The 18,564-nt window shown below is 53.1% G+C and carries 19 protein-coding genes and 1 pseudogene; all 20 read right to left on the bottom strand.

Annotation, left to right across the window (positions count from 1 at the left end; genetic code table 11):
- Positions 1–30 precede the first annotated feature (30 nt).
- Entirely contained in the window at positions 31–1,128 is a 1,098-nt protein-coding gene (gene hisC, locus P0X86_RS12105) for a histidinol-phosphate transaminase (protein WP_096773287.1), read from the bottom strand.
- Between the two features lie 40 nt (positions 1,129–1,168).
- A complete protein-coding gene (gene trpA / locus P0X86_RS12100) occupies positions 1,169–1,975 on the bottom strand; it encodes a tryptophan synthase subunit alpha (RefSeq protein ID WP_096773286.1) in 807 nt (268 codons plus the stop codon).
- Positions 1,972–3,169 (bottom strand): annotated as a pseudogene (gene trpB, locus P0X86_RS12095) (tryptophan synthase subunit beta). The gene trpA and the pseudogene trpB overlap by 4 nt, the downstream one beginning before the upstream one ends.
- A complete protein-coding gene (locus P0X86_RS12090) occupies positions 3,166–3,840 on the bottom strand; it encodes a phosphoribosylanthranilate isomerase (RefSeq protein WP_277748567.1) in 675 nt (224 codons plus the stop codon). The pseudogene trpB and the gene P0X86_RS12090 overlap by 4 nt, the downstream one beginning before the upstream one ends.
- Positions 3,841–3,852: 12 nt before the next feature.
- Complete coding sequence (gene trpC, locus P0X86_RS12085) at positions 3,853–4,662, bottom strand: indole-3-glycerol phosphate synthase TrpC (RefSeq protein WP_036665632.1); 810 nt, start codon at positions 4,660–4,662, stop codon at positions 3,853–3,855.
- Positions 4,652–5,692: an anthranilate phosphoribosyltransferase gene (gene trpD, locus P0X86_RS12080; RefSeq protein WP_015734535.1), complete on the bottom strand. Its 1,041-nt coding sequence runs from the start codon at positions 5,690–5,692 to the stop codon at positions 4,652–4,654. The genes trpC and trpD overlap by 11 nt, the downstream gene beginning before the upstream one ends.
- Before the next feature lie 19 nt (positions 5,693–5,711).
- Positions 5,712–7,265 (bottom strand): anthranilate synthase component I, encoded by a 1,554-nt coding sequence (trpE, locus tag P0X86_RS12075; protein WP_277748566.1) that lies wholly within the window; start codon positions 7,263–7,265, stop codon positions 5,712–5,714.
- A gap of 357 nt (positions 7,266–7,622) precedes the next feature.
- Positions 7,623–7,997, bottom strand: coding sequence for a chorismate mutase (gene aroH / locus P0X86_RS12070; protein WP_009595253.1), 375 nt, complete (start codon positions 7,995–7,997; stop codon positions 7,623–7,625).
- 3 nt (positions 7,998–8,000) lie between these two features.
- Positions 8,001–9,095 carry a 3-dehydroquinate synthase gene (gene aroB, locus P0X86_RS12065; RefSeq protein WP_277748565.1) on the bottom strand — a complete coding sequence of 365 codons (1,095 nt, stop codon included), beginning with the start codon at positions 9,093–9,095 and terminating at the stop codon, positions 8,001–8,003.
- Position 9,096: 1 nt separating this feature from the next.
- Positions 9,097–10,266, bottom strand: coding sequence for a chorismate synthase (gene aroC, locus P0X86_RS12060; protein WP_015734532.1), 1,170 nt, complete (start codon positions 10,264–10,266; stop codon positions 9,097–9,099).
- 168 nt (positions 10,267–10,434) lie between these two features.
- Positions 10,435–11,238 (bottom strand): CheR family methyltransferase, encoded by an 804-nt coding sequence (locus tag P0X86_RS12055; protein WP_015734531.1) that lies wholly within the window; start codon positions 11,236–11,238, stop codon positions 10,435–10,437.
- Positions 11,239–11,280: 42 nt separating this feature from the next.
- Complete coding sequence (ndk, locus tag P0X86_RS12050) at positions 11,281–11,724, bottom strand: nucleoside-diphosphate kinase (RefSeq protein ID WP_009595207.1); 444 nt, start codon at positions 11,722–11,724, stop codon at positions 11,281–11,283.
- Between the two features lie 119 nt (positions 11,725–11,843).
- The gene (locus P0X86_RS12045; RefSeq protein ID WP_009595187.1) at positions 11,844–12,818 is read right to left on the bottom strand and encodes a polyprenyl synthetase family protein; all 975 of its coding nucleotides are present in this window, start codon (positions 12,816–12,818) and stop codon (positions 11,844–11,846) included.
- 159 nt (positions 12,819–12,977) lie between these two features.
- A complete protein-coding gene (locus P0X86_RS12040) occupies positions 12,978–13,580 on the bottom strand; it encodes a UbiX family flavin prenyltransferase (protein WP_015734528.1) in 603 nt (200 codons plus the stop codon).
- On the bottom strand, positions 13,580–14,452 hold the full coding sequence (locus P0X86_RS12035) for a UbiA-like polyprenyltransferase (protein WP_009595147.1): 873 nt from the start codon (positions 14,450–14,452) through the stop codon (positions 13,580–13,582). Before P0X86_RS12035 ends, P0X86_RS12040 begins: the two co-directional genes overlap by 1 nt.
- Positions 14,445–15,203 carry a demethylmenaquinone methyltransferase gene (locus P0X86_RS12030; RefSeq protein ID WP_096773280.1) on the bottom strand — a complete coding sequence of 253 codons (759 nt, stop codon included), beginning with the start codon at positions 15,201–15,203 and terminating at the stop codon, positions 14,445–14,447. Before P0X86_RS12030 ends, P0X86_RS12035 begins: the two co-directional genes overlap by 8 nt.
- Positions 15,204–15,212: 9 nt before the next feature.
- Positions 15,213–16,073, bottom strand: coding sequence for a heptaprenyl diphosphate synthase component 1 (locus P0X86_RS12025; protein ID WP_015734527.1), 861 nt, complete (start codon positions 16,071–16,073; stop codon positions 15,213–15,215).
- Between the two features lie 103 nt (positions 16,074–16,176).
- Entirely contained in the window at positions 16,177–16,728 is a 552-nt protein-coding gene (locus P0X86_RS12020) for a hypothetical protein (protein ID WP_277748564.1), read from the bottom strand.
- A gap of 112 nt (positions 16,729–16,840) precedes the next feature.
- The gene (locus P0X86_RS12015; protein ID WP_096773278.1) at positions 16,841–17,803 is read right to left on the bottom strand and encodes a prenyltransferase; all 963 of its coding nucleotides are present in this window, start codon (positions 17,801–17,803) and stop codon (positions 16,841–16,843) included.
- 121 nt (positions 17,804–17,924) lie between these two features.
- Positions 17,925–18,503 carry a DoxX family membrane protein gene (locus P0X86_RS12010; RefSeq protein ID WP_277748563.1) on the bottom strand — a complete coding sequence of 193 codons (579 nt, stop codon included), beginning with the start codon at positions 18,501–18,503 and terminating at the stop codon, positions 17,925–17,927.
- Positions 18,504–18,564: the final 61 nt, after the last annotated feature.

Below are 18,564 nucleotides of genomic sequence, written 5' to 3'. Positions count from 1 at the left end.
TCAAGCTGCGATTATTGTTGTGTCATTCGATCAGGCTGGCGCATTCACTTCGCTCAGCACTTGTTCCAAAGCGCCGATAAAAGCCTTGTTCTGTTCTTCGGAGCCTACGGTTACGCGAATATGGTTCGGGTACAGTTCAAATCCAGGCCGTACGATAATGCCTTTGCTAAGCAGCGACTTAAACACTTCGGTGCCTGGCTTCTTCACATCCACCATAATGAAGTTACCGTTCGCAGGAAAATAAGATAGTCCAAGACGATCAAATTCACCTTGCACGTAATGGATCCCGTCGGCATTCAATTGACGGCATTTCGCTACGAACTCCTGATCTTTCAGGGCTGCCTTCGCCGCTACTTGAGCCAGGCGTCCCGTATTAAACGGCTCACGTACCCGATTGATCAAGGAAATGACTTCCTGCTGCCCGATGCCGTAGCCGATCCGGAGGGCGGCCAAGCCGTATATTTTGGAGAAGGTACGCAGGATGACCAGATTCGGATAACGCTCCATTAACTTGATGCTGTCCGGGTACGAAGCGTCCGTTACATATTCATAATAAGCTTCATCAAGCACAACCATTACGTGGGCCGGGACTTCATCCAGGAAGGAAACCAGCTCGCTTTCGGAAACGATGGTTCCGGTCGGATTATTCGGATTGCACACCCACACGATTTTGGTTTTGTCCGAAACGGCTTTGGCCATGCCCGGCAGATCGTGCTTACCGTCCACCAGCGGCACCTCGATGCATGTCGCACCTTCGATATCCGCGTTCGTTTTATACACCGAGAAGGTCTGATCCGCCATGATGGTTTCATCCCCCGGTTGCAGGAATGCCCGGATAATGAGGGCAATGATTTCATCGGATCCGCAGCCGAAAATAATCTGATTGCGTTCAATTCCCAGCTGGCCAGCAAGCTCAGCCGTTAAATCGGCCGCACTTCCGTCCGGATACAGGCTGAGCGTTCCCAGTTCGGCGGTAATCGCTTCGGTTGCGCGCGGCGAGCAACCGTACGGATTCTCGTTGGAGGCCAGTTTAATGACAACATCAAGCCCTAATTCCTTTTTGACTTCTTCGATCGGTTTCCCGGGCTGATATACGGGAAGATTAACAATTTGCGCTTTCGGTTTCATACGATATTCGCCTCACCTTTCATAACTGCTATGGACAACACTATCCTTTTAATTGTGCCACAAACTCCCTGATTTGCAAAAGTCCCTGCTGTCTTGTCTCTTCCTTCTCCAGCAGAGGAATGGTCGATTCAATCTGACGCACAATCGCGCTGCCGACAACGACGCCGTCGCAGATTTTAGAAAATCTGGCCACCTGCTCACTGGATGAAATGCCAAAGCCGATCGCGATCGGCACGCTGCTGTACTGCCTTACCGTCTCAAGGAAAGACTCCACCCCCGCGTAAAAATCGGTGCGCTCGCCCGTCACGCCAAGGGAGGATACGCAGTACACAAAGCCGGTCGCTTCCGAAGCGATGCTCGCGATCCGCTCATGGGAGGTAGGAGCCACCAGCGGAATCAGATGAACGCCCGCCGCGTGGGCGCGTTTTCGAACCTCCTCGGATTCCTCCACCGGAAGATCGGGAATGATCAAGCCGCTGATGTCGTGCCTTACCACTTCCTCGAAGAAAACGTCCAGTCCGGTTTGCAGTACCGGATTGTAATACGTGAACAGGATGAACGGCAGCTTGCTGCCCCGCTCTCTTGCCAGGCGCGCGGTTTCCATGCAAGTGCGAATGGTCACCTTGCCCTTCAGCGCGCGCTCGGAAGCTCGCTGGATGACCGGTCCGTCGGCAAGGGGATCCGAGTAAGGAACGCCGAGTTCAATAATGTCGGCTCCCGCGATTTCAAGCTCATGGATGATATCCAGCGTCGACTTCACATCCGGATCCCCGACGGTGAGATAAGGGATCATGGCAGTCTTGTTTTGTTGCTTCAACGACGCAAAGGTCTGATCGATTCGGTTCATTCGGTTTTCCCTCCCGTGTAAGCCATGATGGACTCCACGTCCTTGTCGCCGCGACCGGATAAATTAATCACGACGATATCGTTCTCGGTCCACGTAGATGCCATCTTTACGGCTTGCGCTACGGCGTGCGCGGATTCCAGGGCAGGAATAATGCCTTCCGTGCGGCATAGCAGCTTGCAGGGCATCGAGCGCCTCTTGGTCGGTTATCGGTACGTACTGCACGCGTTCAATGTCTTTTAAATAGGAATGCTCCGGACCAACCCCGGGATAATCAAGGCCCGCTGAAATGGAATGCGCCTCCTGTACTTGTCCGTACTCGTCCTGCAGCAAATAACTCATCGAGCCTTGGAATACGCCTTGTGTCCCCTTGGACATCGTAGCCGCATGAAAATCGGTATCCACTCCCTTGCCTGCCGCTTCGACGCCGATCAAACCGACTTCCTTGTCTTCAAGGAACGGATAGAACATGCCGATCGCATTGCTACCGCCCCCGATCGGCGCAAGAATGACGTTTGGAAGCCTTCCTTCCGTCTCCAGTATCTGCTTCCGGGTCTCGTCACCGATAATGCGCTGGAAATTCCGCACCATCATAGGATACGGATGCGGCCCTACAGCGGAACCCAGCACATAAAAGGTATCCTCGACGTTGCTGACCCAGTAGCGAAGCGCCTCGTTGCCGGCATCTTTCAGCGTTCGGCTTCCCGACGTGACCGGAATCACTTCGGCACCGAGCATTTTCATGCGGAATACGTTCAACTGCTGCCGTTTGGTATCTTCTTCGCCCATAAATACCTTGCATTCAAGACCCAGCAGAGCGGCTACCGTCGCGGTCGCTACGCCATGCTGTCCGGCACCCGTTTCGGCAATGACCTTGCCTTTGCCCATGCGCTTGGCTAACACGCCTTGTGCAATGGCGTTGTTGATTTTGTGCGCGCCGGTATGGTTCAAATCCTCGCGCTTCAGGTAAATTTTAGCCTTGCCGAGATGTTGGCTGAGCCGCTCCGCGTAATAAAGCGGCGTTTCCCTTCCGGAATACTGTTTCAGCAAATAGGCGATCTCCTCTTTAAAAGCAGGATCCTCCGAAAAACGATTATATTCTTGCTCAAGCTCTATTAAAGCGTTCATCAGTGTTTCCGGCACGAACCGGCCTCCAAACACCCCGAAACGTCCATTACGGTCAGGAAGCTGTGTCATTTCCCCTTCACCCTTTCTACAAATGCGGTCACTTTGTTTATATCCTTCACGCCAGGATCGCTCTCTACGCCGCTGGATACATCCACCCCGTACGGAGCGTACTGGCCGATCAAATGAGCAACATTATCCGGATCGAGCCCGCCGGCTACAAACAAGGGAATCCCTTGCCGTTCAGCCCATTGCTGGTACGCCGGGATCAGATCCCAGGCAAACGTCTTGCCCGACCCTCCGCCGTACACCGGATCATAGGTGTCGATCAGCAGTCCGTCGATGCAGCCCGCATACGAATCCAGTGCCGACAGACGTTCCGCTTCCGGACGGTCACTTCCGATCGATACCGCTTTAAAAACGGAAACCGGGAAGCGCTCCTTCACTTCCCGGCAAAATTGCGGCGATTCCTGACCATGCAGCTGCACGACGTCAAGCGCCGTTTCTTGAAGAAGCTCTGCGAGCTCGCTCAAATCAGGGTTAACCAAGACGCCGACAGCAGCGGGAATCTTGTCATGCTCCCATTCCCGCAATACTTGCACCAGCTGCGCAGCCTGCTGCGGCGTTACCCGCCGCCGGCTCTTGGCAAATACGAATCCGATATAATCCACAGGTAAGTTTATCATAGATTTTAGCACTTCAACGCTTTGAAGTCCACATATTTTTAGAGCCGTACTCATCATCGAATGTCCCCTTTATTCCATGTCTGCAGCTATCGGCAGCGGTCCCATCAGATCGTTCACAGCACGGAACACGTCCTGTTGGCGCATGAAATGTTCCCCGACCAGAACCCCGTGTGCTCCCACATAATGCAAGTAGGAAATGTCGGCCGGGCTCGATATTCCGCTTTCGCTGATCAGCGTCACTTCCTGCGGAACCTGCGCCGCGATATCTGCCGTTGTCTGCAATGAGGTTTCAAAGGTCCGCAGATTACGGTTGTTAATCCCGATCAGACGGGCCGTTCCCAGTCCGAGTACCGATTCCAGCTCTTGCCCGTCGTGAACCTCAATCAGGCAATCCAACCCGATCGAGCCTGCAACGTCAATGAACTCCGCGATACGCTGCGGCGCAAGGATGCTCGCAATCAAGAGAACGGCGTCCGCACCCAGCAGGCGCGCTTCGTAAATCTGAGTCTCGTCGATAATGAAATCTTTGCGCAGCAGCGGGATGTTGACGGCCGCCCTTACCGCTTGCAGATATTCTCCGCTTCCCTGAAAGTAGTCCTTATCCGTCAGCACGGACAGACAATCGGCATCGGCTGCTTCGTAAGCCTTGGCGATCATAACCGGGTCAAAGTCGGGACGAATCAACCCTTTGGAGGGCGAAGCCTTTTTGACCTCGGCGATTAACCCCATGCTGCGTTTGCGTCCCATGGACAACGCCTTCTCAAACCCGAGAGTCGGAGGCAAATCCGCTATTTGCCTCTCTGCTTCCGAGATGCTGAACGTTTCTCGCAGCTGTGCAACCTCATTGCGTTTCGTTTCTACGATTCGATCAAGATACATAACTCATTTCCCCCGTTCTTGAGATCAGCTGCTCCAACTTGGACTGCGCCAGCCCGGAATCAATCGCTCCCGCTGCACGCTGCACGCCTTCGGCCAAACTATCCGCAAGTCCCGACACATAGATGCAGGCACCGGCATTGGCAAGCACGATGTCCCGATAAGCACTGCGTTCTCCGCGCAGTACCGAGCCGATGATGGCCGCATTCTCTTGTGCATCGCCGCCCAGGATATCGTTCATCGGATGAACCGACAGCCCCAAATCATGGGGGTGGATATCATAAGTGCGGACTTCTCCGCCCCGGAGCTCCGATACCCGGGTAGGCGCCGAGACGCTGATTTCATCCAGCCCATCGTGGCTGGTCACTACCATGGCTCGCTTCAAACCGAGCTCTTTGAGGACCTGCGCAATGGTTTCCGTTTTGTTCATATCGTATATCCCGAGCATCTGCCGGTCCGCGCCCGCCGGGTTCGTCAGTGGCCCCAGCATGTTAAATACGGTCCGGACCCCAAGCTCTTTGCGAGGAGCAGCCGCATATTTCATCGACGGATGATAAATTTGGGCGAACAGGAAGCAGATTCCGATATCGTTCAGGCAGGCTGTGGCTTGTTCTGCGGTCAAGTGGATATTGACGCCAAGCGCTTCCAGCACATCGGCGCTGCCCGCCCGGCCCGATGCCGAACGGTTGCCGTGTTTGGCCACTCTGACCGAAACCGAGGAGGAGATAATGGCGGATACGGTAGAAATGTTAAACTTGTGAATGCCGGATCCTCCGGTGCCGCATGTATCGAGCAGCTGGTTCCGCTCGGTAACGACACGTCCGCCCGCGCCTCTCATCGCTTCGGCAAAACCGGTTATCTCTTCTACGGTTTCTCCCTTCATTCTTAAGGCCGTCAGCAGCGCGCCGATTTGAGAATGGGTCGCATGGCCTTCCATTATCGTCTGCATCACCCCGCGGGCCTCGTCCCGGCTCAGATCCTGACCGCCGATCAGCTTTGAAAGGCTGGATTGCATCGTCTCCATCACGTTCATTACGATCTCCTCCTTCATGTTAAGGTGTATATTGATACAGATAATCCTGATTGATTAAGTCGTTGGCCCCCGTGCTGGACGGAAACATCGCTTCCGCGACGCGGATCGCCTTCAGCATCCCTTTGGCTTTATTCATGGTTTCCTCATACTCCTTCTCGGGAACCGAGTCCCATACGATTCCGGCCCCTGCCTGAACATAAGCTTTGCCCTGGCGAAAAATGATCGTGCGGATCGTAATGCAGGAATCCATATTGCCTCCAAAGCCCAGATAACCGATAGCCCCGGCGTATGCGCCTCTCGCTTCCCGCTCCAATTCGGCAATGATCTCCATTGCCCGCAGTTTCGGAGCTCCGGATACCGTTCCTGCCGGCAAACAGGACAGAAAAGCATCAAAGAAATCCTTATTCTCGCTCAGCTGGCCGGATACGCTGGATACCATATGCATCACGTGGGAGTATTTTTCAATCTCCATGAACGTATCGCATTTCACCGTGCCGAACTCCGATACGCGGCCCAGATCGTTGCGGCCGAGATCCACCAGCATCAAATGCTCCGCGCGTTCCTTCTCGTCCTGCAGCAGATCATCCGCCAGCGCCTGGTCTTCGGCTTCGTTGCTGCCCCTCGGCCTTGTGCCCGCGATCGGTCTTGTTTCCAGCCTTCGTCCATCCACCTTCACCAAGGCTTCAGGAGACGTTCCCACGATAATGTCGTCGTCCATTTTGAGATAATACATGTACGGCGAAGGATTCAGCGTTCTCAGCACCCGGTAGACGTGAAGCGGCGATACTTCGGTCTCGATATGGAAGCGCTGGGACAACACAACTTGAAAAATGTCGCCTGCACGAATATATTCCTTCGCTTGCTCCACATTGGAGAGATACTTCTCTTTGGTCATGTTGGATTTAATATCGCCCATGTCGACATCGGCCGGGATGCCTCTGGAGTTCACGTTCTCCCGCGGCCCCTGATCCTGCAGCTGTTCGGCCGCCGCTTCCAGGGTACGGCATACATCCATATAGGTCTGACGGATGGTGTCGTCCGAATCTCCGGGTTTCACGTGCACGTTGCCGACCAGCATGATCTGCTGCTTCACGTGGTCGAAGACAATGACTTGATCGCAAAACATGAACCGGATATCATCCATCCCGAGATCATCCATCGCGTGTGCAGGCAGCTTCTCGTAATATTGAAGCAGATCATATCCAAAAAATCCGATGGCCCCTCCGGTAAAAGGAGGCATCTCCTTCAGCTGCGGGCTGCGGTACGTACGCAGCAGCGCTTTGAGCTCCTCGACGGGCTTGCCTTCCAGCAAGGAACGTTCCCCGTTCTTTTCAATCTCGATCTTTCCTTTTTTACCCGTTATCATTAAAAAGGGGTCTGTTCCGATGAACGAATACCGTGCCCACTGTACGCCGCCCTCAACGCTCTCTAGTAAAAATGCCCGTTTCCGCTCCGCATAGCGCTGAAAAATGCGAATCGGGGTTTCCATATCGGCTAACAGTCTGATCGCTACCGGAATCAGGTTGTAATCACCTGCCATTGCCACCACTTGCTCCATTGATGGATTCGCCATGTCAATCCCTCCTTAATGAATGTATACAACAAAAAAACCTCTACCGAAGTAGAGGTTAACGTTCAGAATAAGTCTATGAAAAAAGAGCGCGGTCAAAGGACATTCAACCCGTTCATCGACAACCTACAGCGCTGACGTTCCATGGAACGGATACAAGAAATAGACCTGTAACCGGCCGTACGAACATGCCGTAAGATTCATCATGAAATCAAGTGTATCCTAAAACCCGATGATGTTACTCCCTAAAATGCCTCAGCTCTTCTCAACTCAACTCATCTGTAAAACCTAACTCTACTCAGCTATTCTGATATCACTATACAGGATAATGCCGTGTTACCGCAACCCTAAATTTCAACATCAAGCGTTTGAGCCCGATAAATCCGGACGCAGCCGCTTGGCTTCGTTCAAATACACATGCTTGATCTCGCTCTGGCTTTTGTCCGTATTGACCTGCACCATAAACCGGATGCAGCGCGGCAAACTGCCCTGAACGGGGATTTCAACCGAACACATCAAAGGGACGAGATCCCAGCCCTCCAGCTGGCGTATCGCCTTGGCCGGGAACGTTGCATCCAAATCCTGCGTCATCGTAATCCATATGTTGCTGATATATTCAGGCTGTAGCTCGTTGCGTCTCACCATCTCTTCCAGCAGACGCAGCGTCTCCTGTACGATCTCCTGCTCATCGTTGCGGGTGACGGTTGTCGCCCCCCGGATTCCCCGATTCATCATGAACTATCCCTCTCCCTTCAACTGTTCGACCACGGATCGAACAGCTTCTACCGGTACATCCTTAACGATGCTGACGGAACCGATGGATTCCGGAACGATAAATACCATTTGCCCCTCGGCGAACTTCTTATCATGCTGCATGGCATCCATGATGCGATCGACCGAGACGTCATCCGGCAAGATTACCGGCAGATTCACCGCCTTCAGCATGCTCACCGTCTCTTCGTGCAGATCCGCAGGTCTGCCAAGCTTCTCAGCAAGTCGGGCCGATCCCGCCATGCCGATTGCAATCGCCTCGCCGTGCAAGAATCGGCCGTAACCGCCAACGGCTTCGATGGCATGGCCAATGGTATGCCCCAGATTAAGAATGGCGCGCAAGCCGCCTTCCCGCTCATCCCGGGATACCACGTCCGCCTTGATCGCGCAGCCGCGCTCCAGGCCGTAGATCAAAGCTTCCGGTTCCAGGCTCAGCAGCTTGGAGCCGTTCTCCCGGCACCAATAGGCAAAATCCCGGTCCAGGATCAAGCCATGCTTCACCATTTCCGCAAGGCCTGAAGACACCTCGCGCGCCGGGAGCGACATCAGCGTATTCACGTCATAAACCACCATGACGGGCTGATGAAAAGCGCCGATCATATTTTTGGCCAGAGGATGGTTCACCGCCACTTTGCCGCCTACGCTGCTGTCATGGGCAAGGATCGTGGTCGGGATCTGAACAAACGTCACGCCGCGCATGTATGTCGCCGCGACGAATCCGGCCAAATCGCCCACAACGCCTCCGCCCAGCGCGAAGACAGCCGAGCTGCGGTCCAGCTTGCCGTTGATGGCCGTGGTCATAACCTCTTCATAGACCTGTAGCGACTTGGAGGACTCGCCGGAAGGGACGATATGGGATATGACCGTGTACCCTTCCGATTTCAGCTGCTCCTCCACTTGCGCCAAATAGTGAGGCGCCACTTGATCATCCGTTACGATCAGATGCGGGCTCTTGCGGGTTATGCCATGCTTCGCGCTCAGCTCGCCGAGGGTATTCAATATCCCCGCACCGATATAAATCGGATAGGAACGCTCTCCCAGTTCCACATGTAATGTCCTCATATCAGTAGTTCTCCAGCTGTTTCAGGTAGTTTTGGTAATTCGCATGGATTTCCTCCATCGAATCGCCGCCGAACTTCTCAAGGAACGCCTTAGCTACCTCCCAGGTCACAACGTGCTCCATCACGACGCTGGCTGCCGGAACCGCACAGGCATCCGAGCGTTCAACCTGAGCCGTGAAGGCTTCCTTCGTGTCGATATCCACGCTTTGAAGCGGCTTGTACAGCGTCGGAATCGGCTTCATGACGCCGCGCACGACGATCGGCATGCCGTTTGTCATCCCGCCCTCGAATCCGCCCAGGCGGTTGGTCGCACGGTGGTATCCGCGCTCCTCGCTGTACATAATCTCGTCATGCACCTGGGAGCCGCGCAGCTCGCCTGCTTCGAATCCGATGCCTACCTCAACGCCCTTAAAAGCGTTAATCGACATCACGCCCTGCGCGATGCGTCCATCCAGCTTGCGGTCATATTGGACATGGCTGCCCAATCCGACCGGCAATCCTTCGATGATGCATTCCACGATGCCGCCGATGGAGTCGCCTTCTTTTTTGATCTCGTCTATGTAGGCTTCCATCTTCTTCTCGGTCTCTTCGTCCACCACGCGAACCGAAGAAGCTTCCGTACGCTCGATCAGCTCATCGATCGAAAGATTGTGCGGGGGAGCCTCGATTTCGCCGATCCGGATGACCTGGCCAGCCACTTTGACGCCAAACTGCGCCAGGAATTGTCTGGCGATAGCGCCAACGGCAACGCGGACCGTGGTTTCACGGGCGCTGGAGCGTTCCAGCACGTTACGCAGATCCTTCAGGTTGTACTTCAATCCGCCGTTCAGGTCGGCATGACCCGGTCTTGGACGATGAACCCGTCTCTTCGCCTCGTCGTTGCCCTCAATCGGCTCCACGTTCATAATGTTCTGCCAATGCTTCCAATCGTTATTCTGGACGACCAGCGCGAGCGGCGCACCGGTTGTATAGCCGTGGCGCACACCGCCAAGGATTTGCGCGGTATCCTTCTCGATCTGCATGCGGCGTCCCCGGCCGTACCCCTTCTGTCTACGATGGAGCTGAAAGTTCAGTGCGTCGAAATCAAGCTCCAAGTTGCTTGGAAGCCCTTCGATTATAGTTGTCAGCTGAGGTCCGTGCGTCTCCCCAGCGGTTAAAAACCGTAAGCTCATGATGCTTTTCCCCCTTTAGGCTTTTAAGCGTTAAACCGCTAAACTCCGTGAACATCTTCTGCTCATTATAGTATAGGTCTAACGCTTTGACAAGAATGTCGACAAACGAGCAAAAGCGCCTCTCATCCTGCGGATTGAAAAGCGCTTTATGCGTTAAGACTGCCGTCTCTATTGAATTTTACGGTAGAAAAAGGTCTCGTTGCTTTCCAGGCCGTACTGCCCCGGATTAAAGATCTGTTCGGTGCTGCCCACAAACAGAAACCCGCCCGGCTTCAGGCTCGCGGCAAATTTCTGATACAGCTTGTGCTTGGCCCCTTCCGTGAAATAAATCATCACGTTCCGGCAGACAATCAGATCATGCCCGGCTTCGAACCGGTCCGTGAGCAGATTCTGCTTGTGGAAGGAGACCTCCTTCTTCAAGTTCTCGCTGAATCGATACAGCGAGCCCTCTTCCTTAAAATAGCGGGCGGCTACTCCGGAAGGGACGTCCTTGAGTGACCTCTCGACATACAGGCCTTCCTTCGCTTTATGTAACGCACCGTCGTCGATATCGGTCGCCATGATGCGCGCCCGGCCCAGCATGTTTTGTTCCGCCAGGATCATGGCAAGCGTATAGGGCTCTTCGCCGGTCGAGCAGGCAGCGCTCCAAACCTTCAACACCCCGGGATTCTGCTTGGCCAGCTCCGGCAATATTTTGTCCCGGAGCACTTCCCACCGGTTCGGGTTGCGCCAAAACTCCGAGACGTTAATTGTCATCCGGTCCAAAAACTCATGAAAGAGCGGCTTGTCCTTCATCATCGCATCGTAAAAGGCCGAAAAGGTTTCAAACCCCTTCTTCATGCGCAGCGTCGTCAGCCTTCGCTTCATCTGCGCTTCCTTGTAATCGGCAAGGTTGATCCCCGTGCTTCGCTCGATGCTGCGAACAAAGCCGATATAATCGGGATCCTCCAGTACTGGTTCATGTTCCGTCATCGTATCATCCTGTTAATCAGATTATTCCGCTTCCCGCTTCGCTTACAGCCAAGGGGACAGCGTCTTGTTGTACTCAACCAATTCCCGATCATCAAAAAAATTGGCGATCTCGCGCTGCGCGCTTTCAGGCGAATCCGATCCGTGAATCAGATTATGCGGCGTATGGGCTGAAAAATCTCCGCGTATCGTACCTGGCAGCGCATCCTTCACATTCGTTTTGCCGATGACCTGGCGAGACAAAGCGATGATGTCGTCACCTTCCCAAACCATCGCAAACACCGGTCCGGACGTGATGAACCCTACCAGGTTATCGAAAAAATCCTTGCCTTCATGTTCCGCATAATGGCGCTTGGCCAGCTCGTCCGAAATCTGCATAAACTTGCCCGCAACCAGCTTGAATCCTTTATCCTCCAAACGGCCGACGATTCGGCCGATCAGCCCACGCTGCACACCATCGGGTTTAATCATTAAAAAAGTACGTTCCATAGGCCTCATCACGCTTCCCCTCATCCTAGGTAATTGAACAATTGAACCTTCATTCCATGCTCAGGTGATGTTACATGTTTGTACCCGTATTTTAACAGAAAGCAACCTCATGGGTAAGGCTAATATGACCGCTTTGTTATAAAATTTGCGATATCTCTAAGCTGTTTTTTGGTCTTGATGTCAGGCAGCGTATCCAATGCAGCCAATGCTTTACCTATATACCGATCAGCCAGCGCCTCGGATCTCGATATGCCTTCGCTTGAGGTTACAAGCTTTACGGCGCCCGATACATCGCACTGGCCATTTAGTGCATGAATCCGTTCCAGCTCCTGCAGCAGCGGCTCTCTCCGCTGGCTGTCCTCGAGAGCGAAAATGACGGGCAGCGTAATGTTTCCCTGTCTCATATCGCTCCCCGGGGGCTTGCCAATCTGCTTCTCCGTCCCGCACAGATCCAGGAGATCGTCCTGAATCTGAAATGCCATGCCGACATTATATCCGAATCGATACAGGCTGTTGGCCACCTTGCGGTCCGCATCCGCAGCCAACGCGCCGAGCTGGCAGCTGACGGCAATCAGGAGCGACGTCTTGCGGCGGATGCGGAGAAGATATCTTCTGACGTCCTGTTCGGTATTAAAGAAATCACGTATCTGCTCCATTTCGCCAATGGACATCTCAACCATGGCCTTGGCCAGAATCTGATGAATTTCAGGCTGTTTCAGGTGAGTCGTCAACTGGAGCGCCTTGCCATAAATATAATCGCCGGTATACATGGCGATCCGGTTGTCCCACTTGGCCTTCACCGTGGGTTTGCCGCGCCGCGTGTCCGCATCGTCAATCACGTCGTCATGAACGAGGGAAGCGCTGTGGATCAGCTCCAGCGGCACGGCCACATGCTTCAGCTTATCAATGTCGTAGTCGCCGAATTTGCCGCCCATCAGGACAAAAACGGGACGGAGGCGCTTGCCGCCTGCTCTAAGCAGATGCAGGGAAGTCTCTGTCAGCTCGGGACTGTCGCCTTCGACGCTGAGGTAGAGCTCCCTCTCGATAACGTCCATATCTTTTTTTAATGTTCCGAATATGTCAAATCGTTTCATCTCTTCACCCGTATGCTTAGATTCTCATTCCATAACTCCGGCGCTACCTTGCGATTTCAGCAGGCCAAGCTCTGATGCGAACTTGAAATTTAAGCGTAACCCTTCCTGTTGTCGTTCATCAAATCGCAGCACAGGTTAATGCCTGAACCATTGTTGTTGCTAGTCACCCCATCTGGTGTACAATTCATGTTCGATGCGTAAGCTGTCCAATACCTTGCCGACCAGAAAATGGACGATATCATCAATCGTTTTCGGTCCGTGATAGAAGGCTGGCATCGCCGGAATGATTTTGACCCCAAGCTTGGCCAGCGTCAGCATGTTCTCCAGGTGAATGGCATGCAGCGGCGTTTCTCTCGGGACAAGCACCAGGGGACGGCCCTCCTTCATCATGACGTCGGCGGCGCGGCCCATCAGGTTATCGGAAGATCCGTGCGCCACTGAGGATAACGTGCCCATCGAGCATGGCATGATAATCATGCCTTCCACCAGGTAAGAGCCGCTGGCAATCGTAGCTCCGATGTCGGAGATCGGATGGTATATCACGTTCCCCTCGAAACCGCCGAATTTCTCGGCCAGCACTTCCTCGCGGTTGCCCGCCTGAAAGCCCATTTCTTCCTTCAGCACGCGCCAGCCCGCATTAGAGATAATCAATTGCACATCGTAGCCCAGCGAGAGCAGGGTCTCCGTTAGACGAACCCCGTATATGCTGCCGCTGGCCCCCGTAATGCCGACAACCCAGCTCTTTCTGCGCATGGATTTCATCAGATATAACGCACCACCAAATCAATGAGAGTGAATACGAACAGAATGATGCTCAGCGTGCTGTTCATGGTAAAGAACGCGGTTTGCAGGCGGCTCATATCATTTGGCGACAAGATGTAGTGCTGATAGAACAAAATTCCGCAAGCGATCACCATGCCCGCCAAATACCACCAGCCCACCGGCGTTACAAAGAAAAGAACGATAAAACCGACAGCCGTAACGACGTGGAACCCGCGAGCGAACCAGAGCGCTTTGTGCAGGCCGAACCGGGAAGGAATCGAGTACAGCCTTTCTTTTGCATCAAACTTCTCGTCTTGGCATGCATAAACGATATCAAATCCGCCTGTCCAAAACGCAAGCGCGATATAAAACACCATCGCCTTCCAGTCGATTTGACCGGTTACCGCAACCCATCCGCCCAGCGGTGCAAGCGCCGTTGTAAGCCCGAGCACCAGATGGCAAAGCCATGTGAACCGTTTGGTAAAGGAATAAATGATAAGCATGAAAATAGCGATAGGCAGCAAACGGAAAGCAAACGGGTCCAGCATGTAAGTAGCCCAGAAAAACACGGCGAAAGACAGAATAATAAATATAATGACCTCCAGCGGCTTCAGCAGGCCTGCCGGAATGGCGCGATTAGCCGTGCGGGGGTTCTTGGCATCGATATGTTGGTCGGTGAGCCGGTTGAGTCCGAAAGCTGCGCTTCGTGCACCGAACATGGCAAGAAAGATCCAGCCGATATCTCCCCAGGACGGTAATCGGTCAAACACGACGGCCGATCCTAGAATCGCCCCCATAAAAGCGAAAGGCAGAGCAAACAGCGTATGCTCCACTTTAATCATTTCAAGATAAGTTCCTATTTTCTTAAACATCCAGATTCTCCTTGATCCCAATATGTAAGGCTGCTATGCCACCAGTCAAGGGAAAGGCCTGAACCTGTTGAAGTCCGGTCTGACGGAAAGCTTCGGCTAACTCCTCTCGTCCCGGGAACAAAGCCAGCGATTCGGGCAGCCATTTATACTGCTCATAACGCTTGGCTACCAGTTTCCCCATCCGAGGCAGCACTTGTTGGAAATAAAAATAATAAATGCCTTTGAACGGCTGCCAAGTCGGCTTGGACAGTTCGAGACATACCACCATCCCGCCGGGCTTAACCACGCGTTTCATCTCATGCAGAACCTGCATGTAATCCGGCACATTGCGAAGACCGAAACCGATCGTCGCGTAATCGAATTGGTTATCTTCGAACGGCAGGCTCATGGCGTTTCCCTGAACCAGCTCGATCTGTGGTTCGAGTCCATGCTTGGCAACCTTCTCCCGGCCGACGTTCAGCATCCCCTCACTGAAGTCGAGTCCGACTATGTGTCCGGATTCACTTGCCTGGGCCATGCTAATCGTCCAGTCGCAAGTTCCGCAGCATAGGTCGATGGCCGTATCGCCATGGCGCATGTTCATCTTTTTCATCGTATACTTGCGCCAGGCTTTATGTCTTCGAAAGCTGAGAATGTCGTTCATCAGGTCGTATTTGCCCGATATGCTTTCGAAGACGGAATGGACGTACTGCTCTTTCGGATTTTTGCCGTCATGCTTGATTGCGTCTAACTTGGTTGTTTGATTATCCACTGCATCCCCCTACCCTTCACTTACGACGGACCGATATGTGCTGAGCCGTTTCAGAAACGGGTCCAGCACACCGGCGTACGGGCTCTCGCCCACGCGGCCTCCCAGCAGCTGCTGTACGGCGCTGACGGATTCCCGGAGCTTGTCCAACAGCTTCTCCGAAGCCTTATGCTTCAGAATCAGCTTCCGCCAATCCTTCATATCCGTTTTTCTGCCCACCAGCATTTTCCGTTCCTCGTCGCTTCCCGACTCGATCAGATGCCAGTACGCGTAGCCGCATCTGCCGATGTCAGGCGTCGCACAGCGTTCCATCTCCTGCACAAGCGTTTCACATTCCGTAATTTCCTTGAGCAGCTTCTCCCATGTTTCTTGCACGGACACCTCAAGCAGCGGAGTAAAAGAAAGAAACAGCTGCATATTCAGCTGTACCGTTAGCTGTAGATATTCTTCAGAAGGCAGCAGGTTTTTTTTCATTTTGCCGTATAATCTCATCTTCATCACGTTCACTTCGCTAACCGCTTTGCTCAGAAGCGAGATGACGGCAATTTCGCCCTTCAGGGCCAGGAGCTGATAAAAACGGCTGCTGAAGTAATCCCCTGCGAGCACTTTCAGCTGCCGGGATCGCATCATTGCCTCTCCTTGATTGCCTTCCGTAACGTCGATGCTTTCATGCGTATCGAGTCCCACCTGAACCAGTGAGGTAACCAGCGCGTACAATTCTTCGTGTCCGGCAATATTCCGTCCCGAATCCATTAAAAATATGTATAACAAATGAACACGGGCATCCGGAAAACCCGGAAGTTCCGTGTGGTTCTGAATCATATCATAGTTTATATATTTCTCTGCCAGTTCTGGTACGCGATACGGTTTCATTCTCAGCCTCCGTGCACTTGATGTTCTTTTGTCCAATTGAGCCCACAATCCAATCTATTATAACACATGTTCAGGGCACGTACATGCCCTGTCATCTACTATTTTACCCCTTTCCAGGGCCGCTGAACTGCTTTGGCCAAAGATTCGTAAAGGTCAGGTTCAGGGCAGCAGCGACGGAAGGCGGCACATCCTCGTTCTCCAACTGGGTTAGGACTTCCGCATAGCGTGAATCCCATGCTTCCCTGTTCATATTCGAGGCCAGCAGCATATACCGTTTTCCTCCCCAGCGATCGATGGCAACCACCCTGAGATACAGCTGCCTCACATTATCCGTGCCATCGAACGAATAGGACATAATGCTGGCGATGTCCTCGTAAACCTCGGAGGCCGTCTCCGTGGCATCGCTCAATTTGATATCCAGCGTCAAAGCGCCTTCTTCATAGTCCGCCCGGCTTATCTGCAGATTCAGAGGTAGACTCATCAGGGAATCCACTAAGCTGGCATCGCTTAATTCGCGGCTGTGATAAGGCACCGCCGCGGGTACAGCGCCGACCTTATAACGAGCTTGCGATTGGAGCCCCATCAACAGGCCAAGCAGGATGAATGCAATCGCCGCAGGCAAGAGTACCGCTTGTACGGATTGCCAATGCTTCATGACCGAAACCTCCTCTGTTCCTAGTTTCTTCCGCTCCTCTGAAGTCCATACCTCATTGTATAAAGAAAAAAAGCAGGCTATGCCTGCTTCTGGTAAAACGAACGGGATTCGGTTAGAAAAGCGAAAGCGAGGTCAATGTCACGGCCACAGCCAGCGCCGCGATCCTGGCCAAATTCATGACCACGAAATTTTGCACCGCGATCACGAAGGTTTTCTCTTTGGATGGATGTGCGGTGAATGCGGCTCCTTTTTTATATACCGGGACAATGGTGACGAACACCAGCAGAACCAGCACAGGGTGCACCTTCATCAGAAGAAGAGCCGCCAAGTCCAGATAAGCAAGGCAGTATAGAACCCGGAACAGTCTCAGCGAATGCTTGAAGCCGATATATACCGGCAGCGTATACCGTCTGTTCTCTAAATCCTCATCCATGTCGCAGATGTTATTGGCCAGCATGATGTTGGCAATCCCGAGAATGGCCGGCAATGACACGACCAGCAGCAGCAGCACTTCGGGCAGGTTCACCTGAAGGGAGAGGACGCTCCCTTGAATATCCATAACCGCCAGATGGCTGCCCTCAGCATGGATCCAAGCCGAGATGAAGATGATGACAAACCCCATGAACAATCCGGAGAACAGCTCGCCTAGCGGCATCCGCGAAATCGGAATCGGTCCGAACGAATATAATATCCCAACGGCGAAGGACATTCCGCCAAGCAGCAGAATTAACCAGCCCGTGGACAGGAACAGCGCTATGCCGGATCCGACGGCCGTCAGCAGCAGCAGAGCGATGACGGACACAACCGCCGGCTCTTTCAGGTTATAACGTACGATGGCATTATGCTGCTCGTAACCGAAGCCGTTCTTTTTAATCGCTTTTTTGTAATCGTAATAATTATTGATCGCCGTTGTTGCCATATCAAACGACAGCAATGATGCGAGCATCAGGGCAAAATGATACCCATTGAACTGCTGAAAACGAAACAGCGCATACAAGGTTCCGAACAGGAACGGGATCATGCTGGCAACCTTCGTCTGAATTTCCACCAGTTTAAAAAAAGCACGGATTCCCATGACCATCATCCTTTATCCATATTGATCTGATTTCAGATTAAAGGATTTCATGGCCGCGGTCTGTTCGAATTGTACTTGACAAACGCGTGATGAAAGTGACGAATGTTACTTTTGGGCAGGATCAAACTTGTTCCGGAATATCCTTATCCTTGCGCTTGCGGCTCCAAGGCGTACCCAGCAGCGGCAGCGCCCAGCGGTCCAAGCCGTACCAGCCCGCGACTTTCCAGGCCAGCACCAGCCATGTCGCCAAAATAAACAACAACGGATTGGAGCTTACCGTGCCCGCGAATAAAAAGCTGGCATTCATTAATCCGCCGAAAAACGCGGCAATACCGGTCAGCAGGCCCAAAATCAGCCCGAGTCCTACCAGTACCTCGCCGAAGGCCACCATATAGGCAAACAGCTTGGCATTGGGAAGCACAAACCCCTCTAGGAAAGAAGCATACCATCCGGTTACGTCCTTTCCTTCTTCCGCTTTTGCCAGCGCGCCGCCGACAAAGCCCTTAATGGCCGCTCCGGCTTCGCTTCCTGTCCAGGCTTCGGCCGTCAGTTTTTTCAAGCCCGACGTTAACCACGCGTAACCGAGATACAGCCTGACCAGCAGCCATATCCACGCCGAGCGCGTACTGTTGAACAAATACATGGATACCGGATTTTCAGGGACCACAATATACTGTCCGTCTCTGTATTGTTTCGCCATGATTTCTGCAATCATCCTTTCGCATTTTTATTCATTCCATTCCCGCTAGTATATCCATTGT

The organism is Paenibacillus sp. BR1-192 (assembly GCF_029542445.1).
GTDB classification, from domain to species: domain Bacteria; phylum Bacillota; class Bacilli; order Paenibacillales; family Paenibacillaceae; genus Paenibacillus_AQ; species Paenibacillus_AQ lautus_A.
Note: the sequence above shows the minus strand (reverse complement) of the source record. Positions and strands in the feature narration are given on the sequence as shown.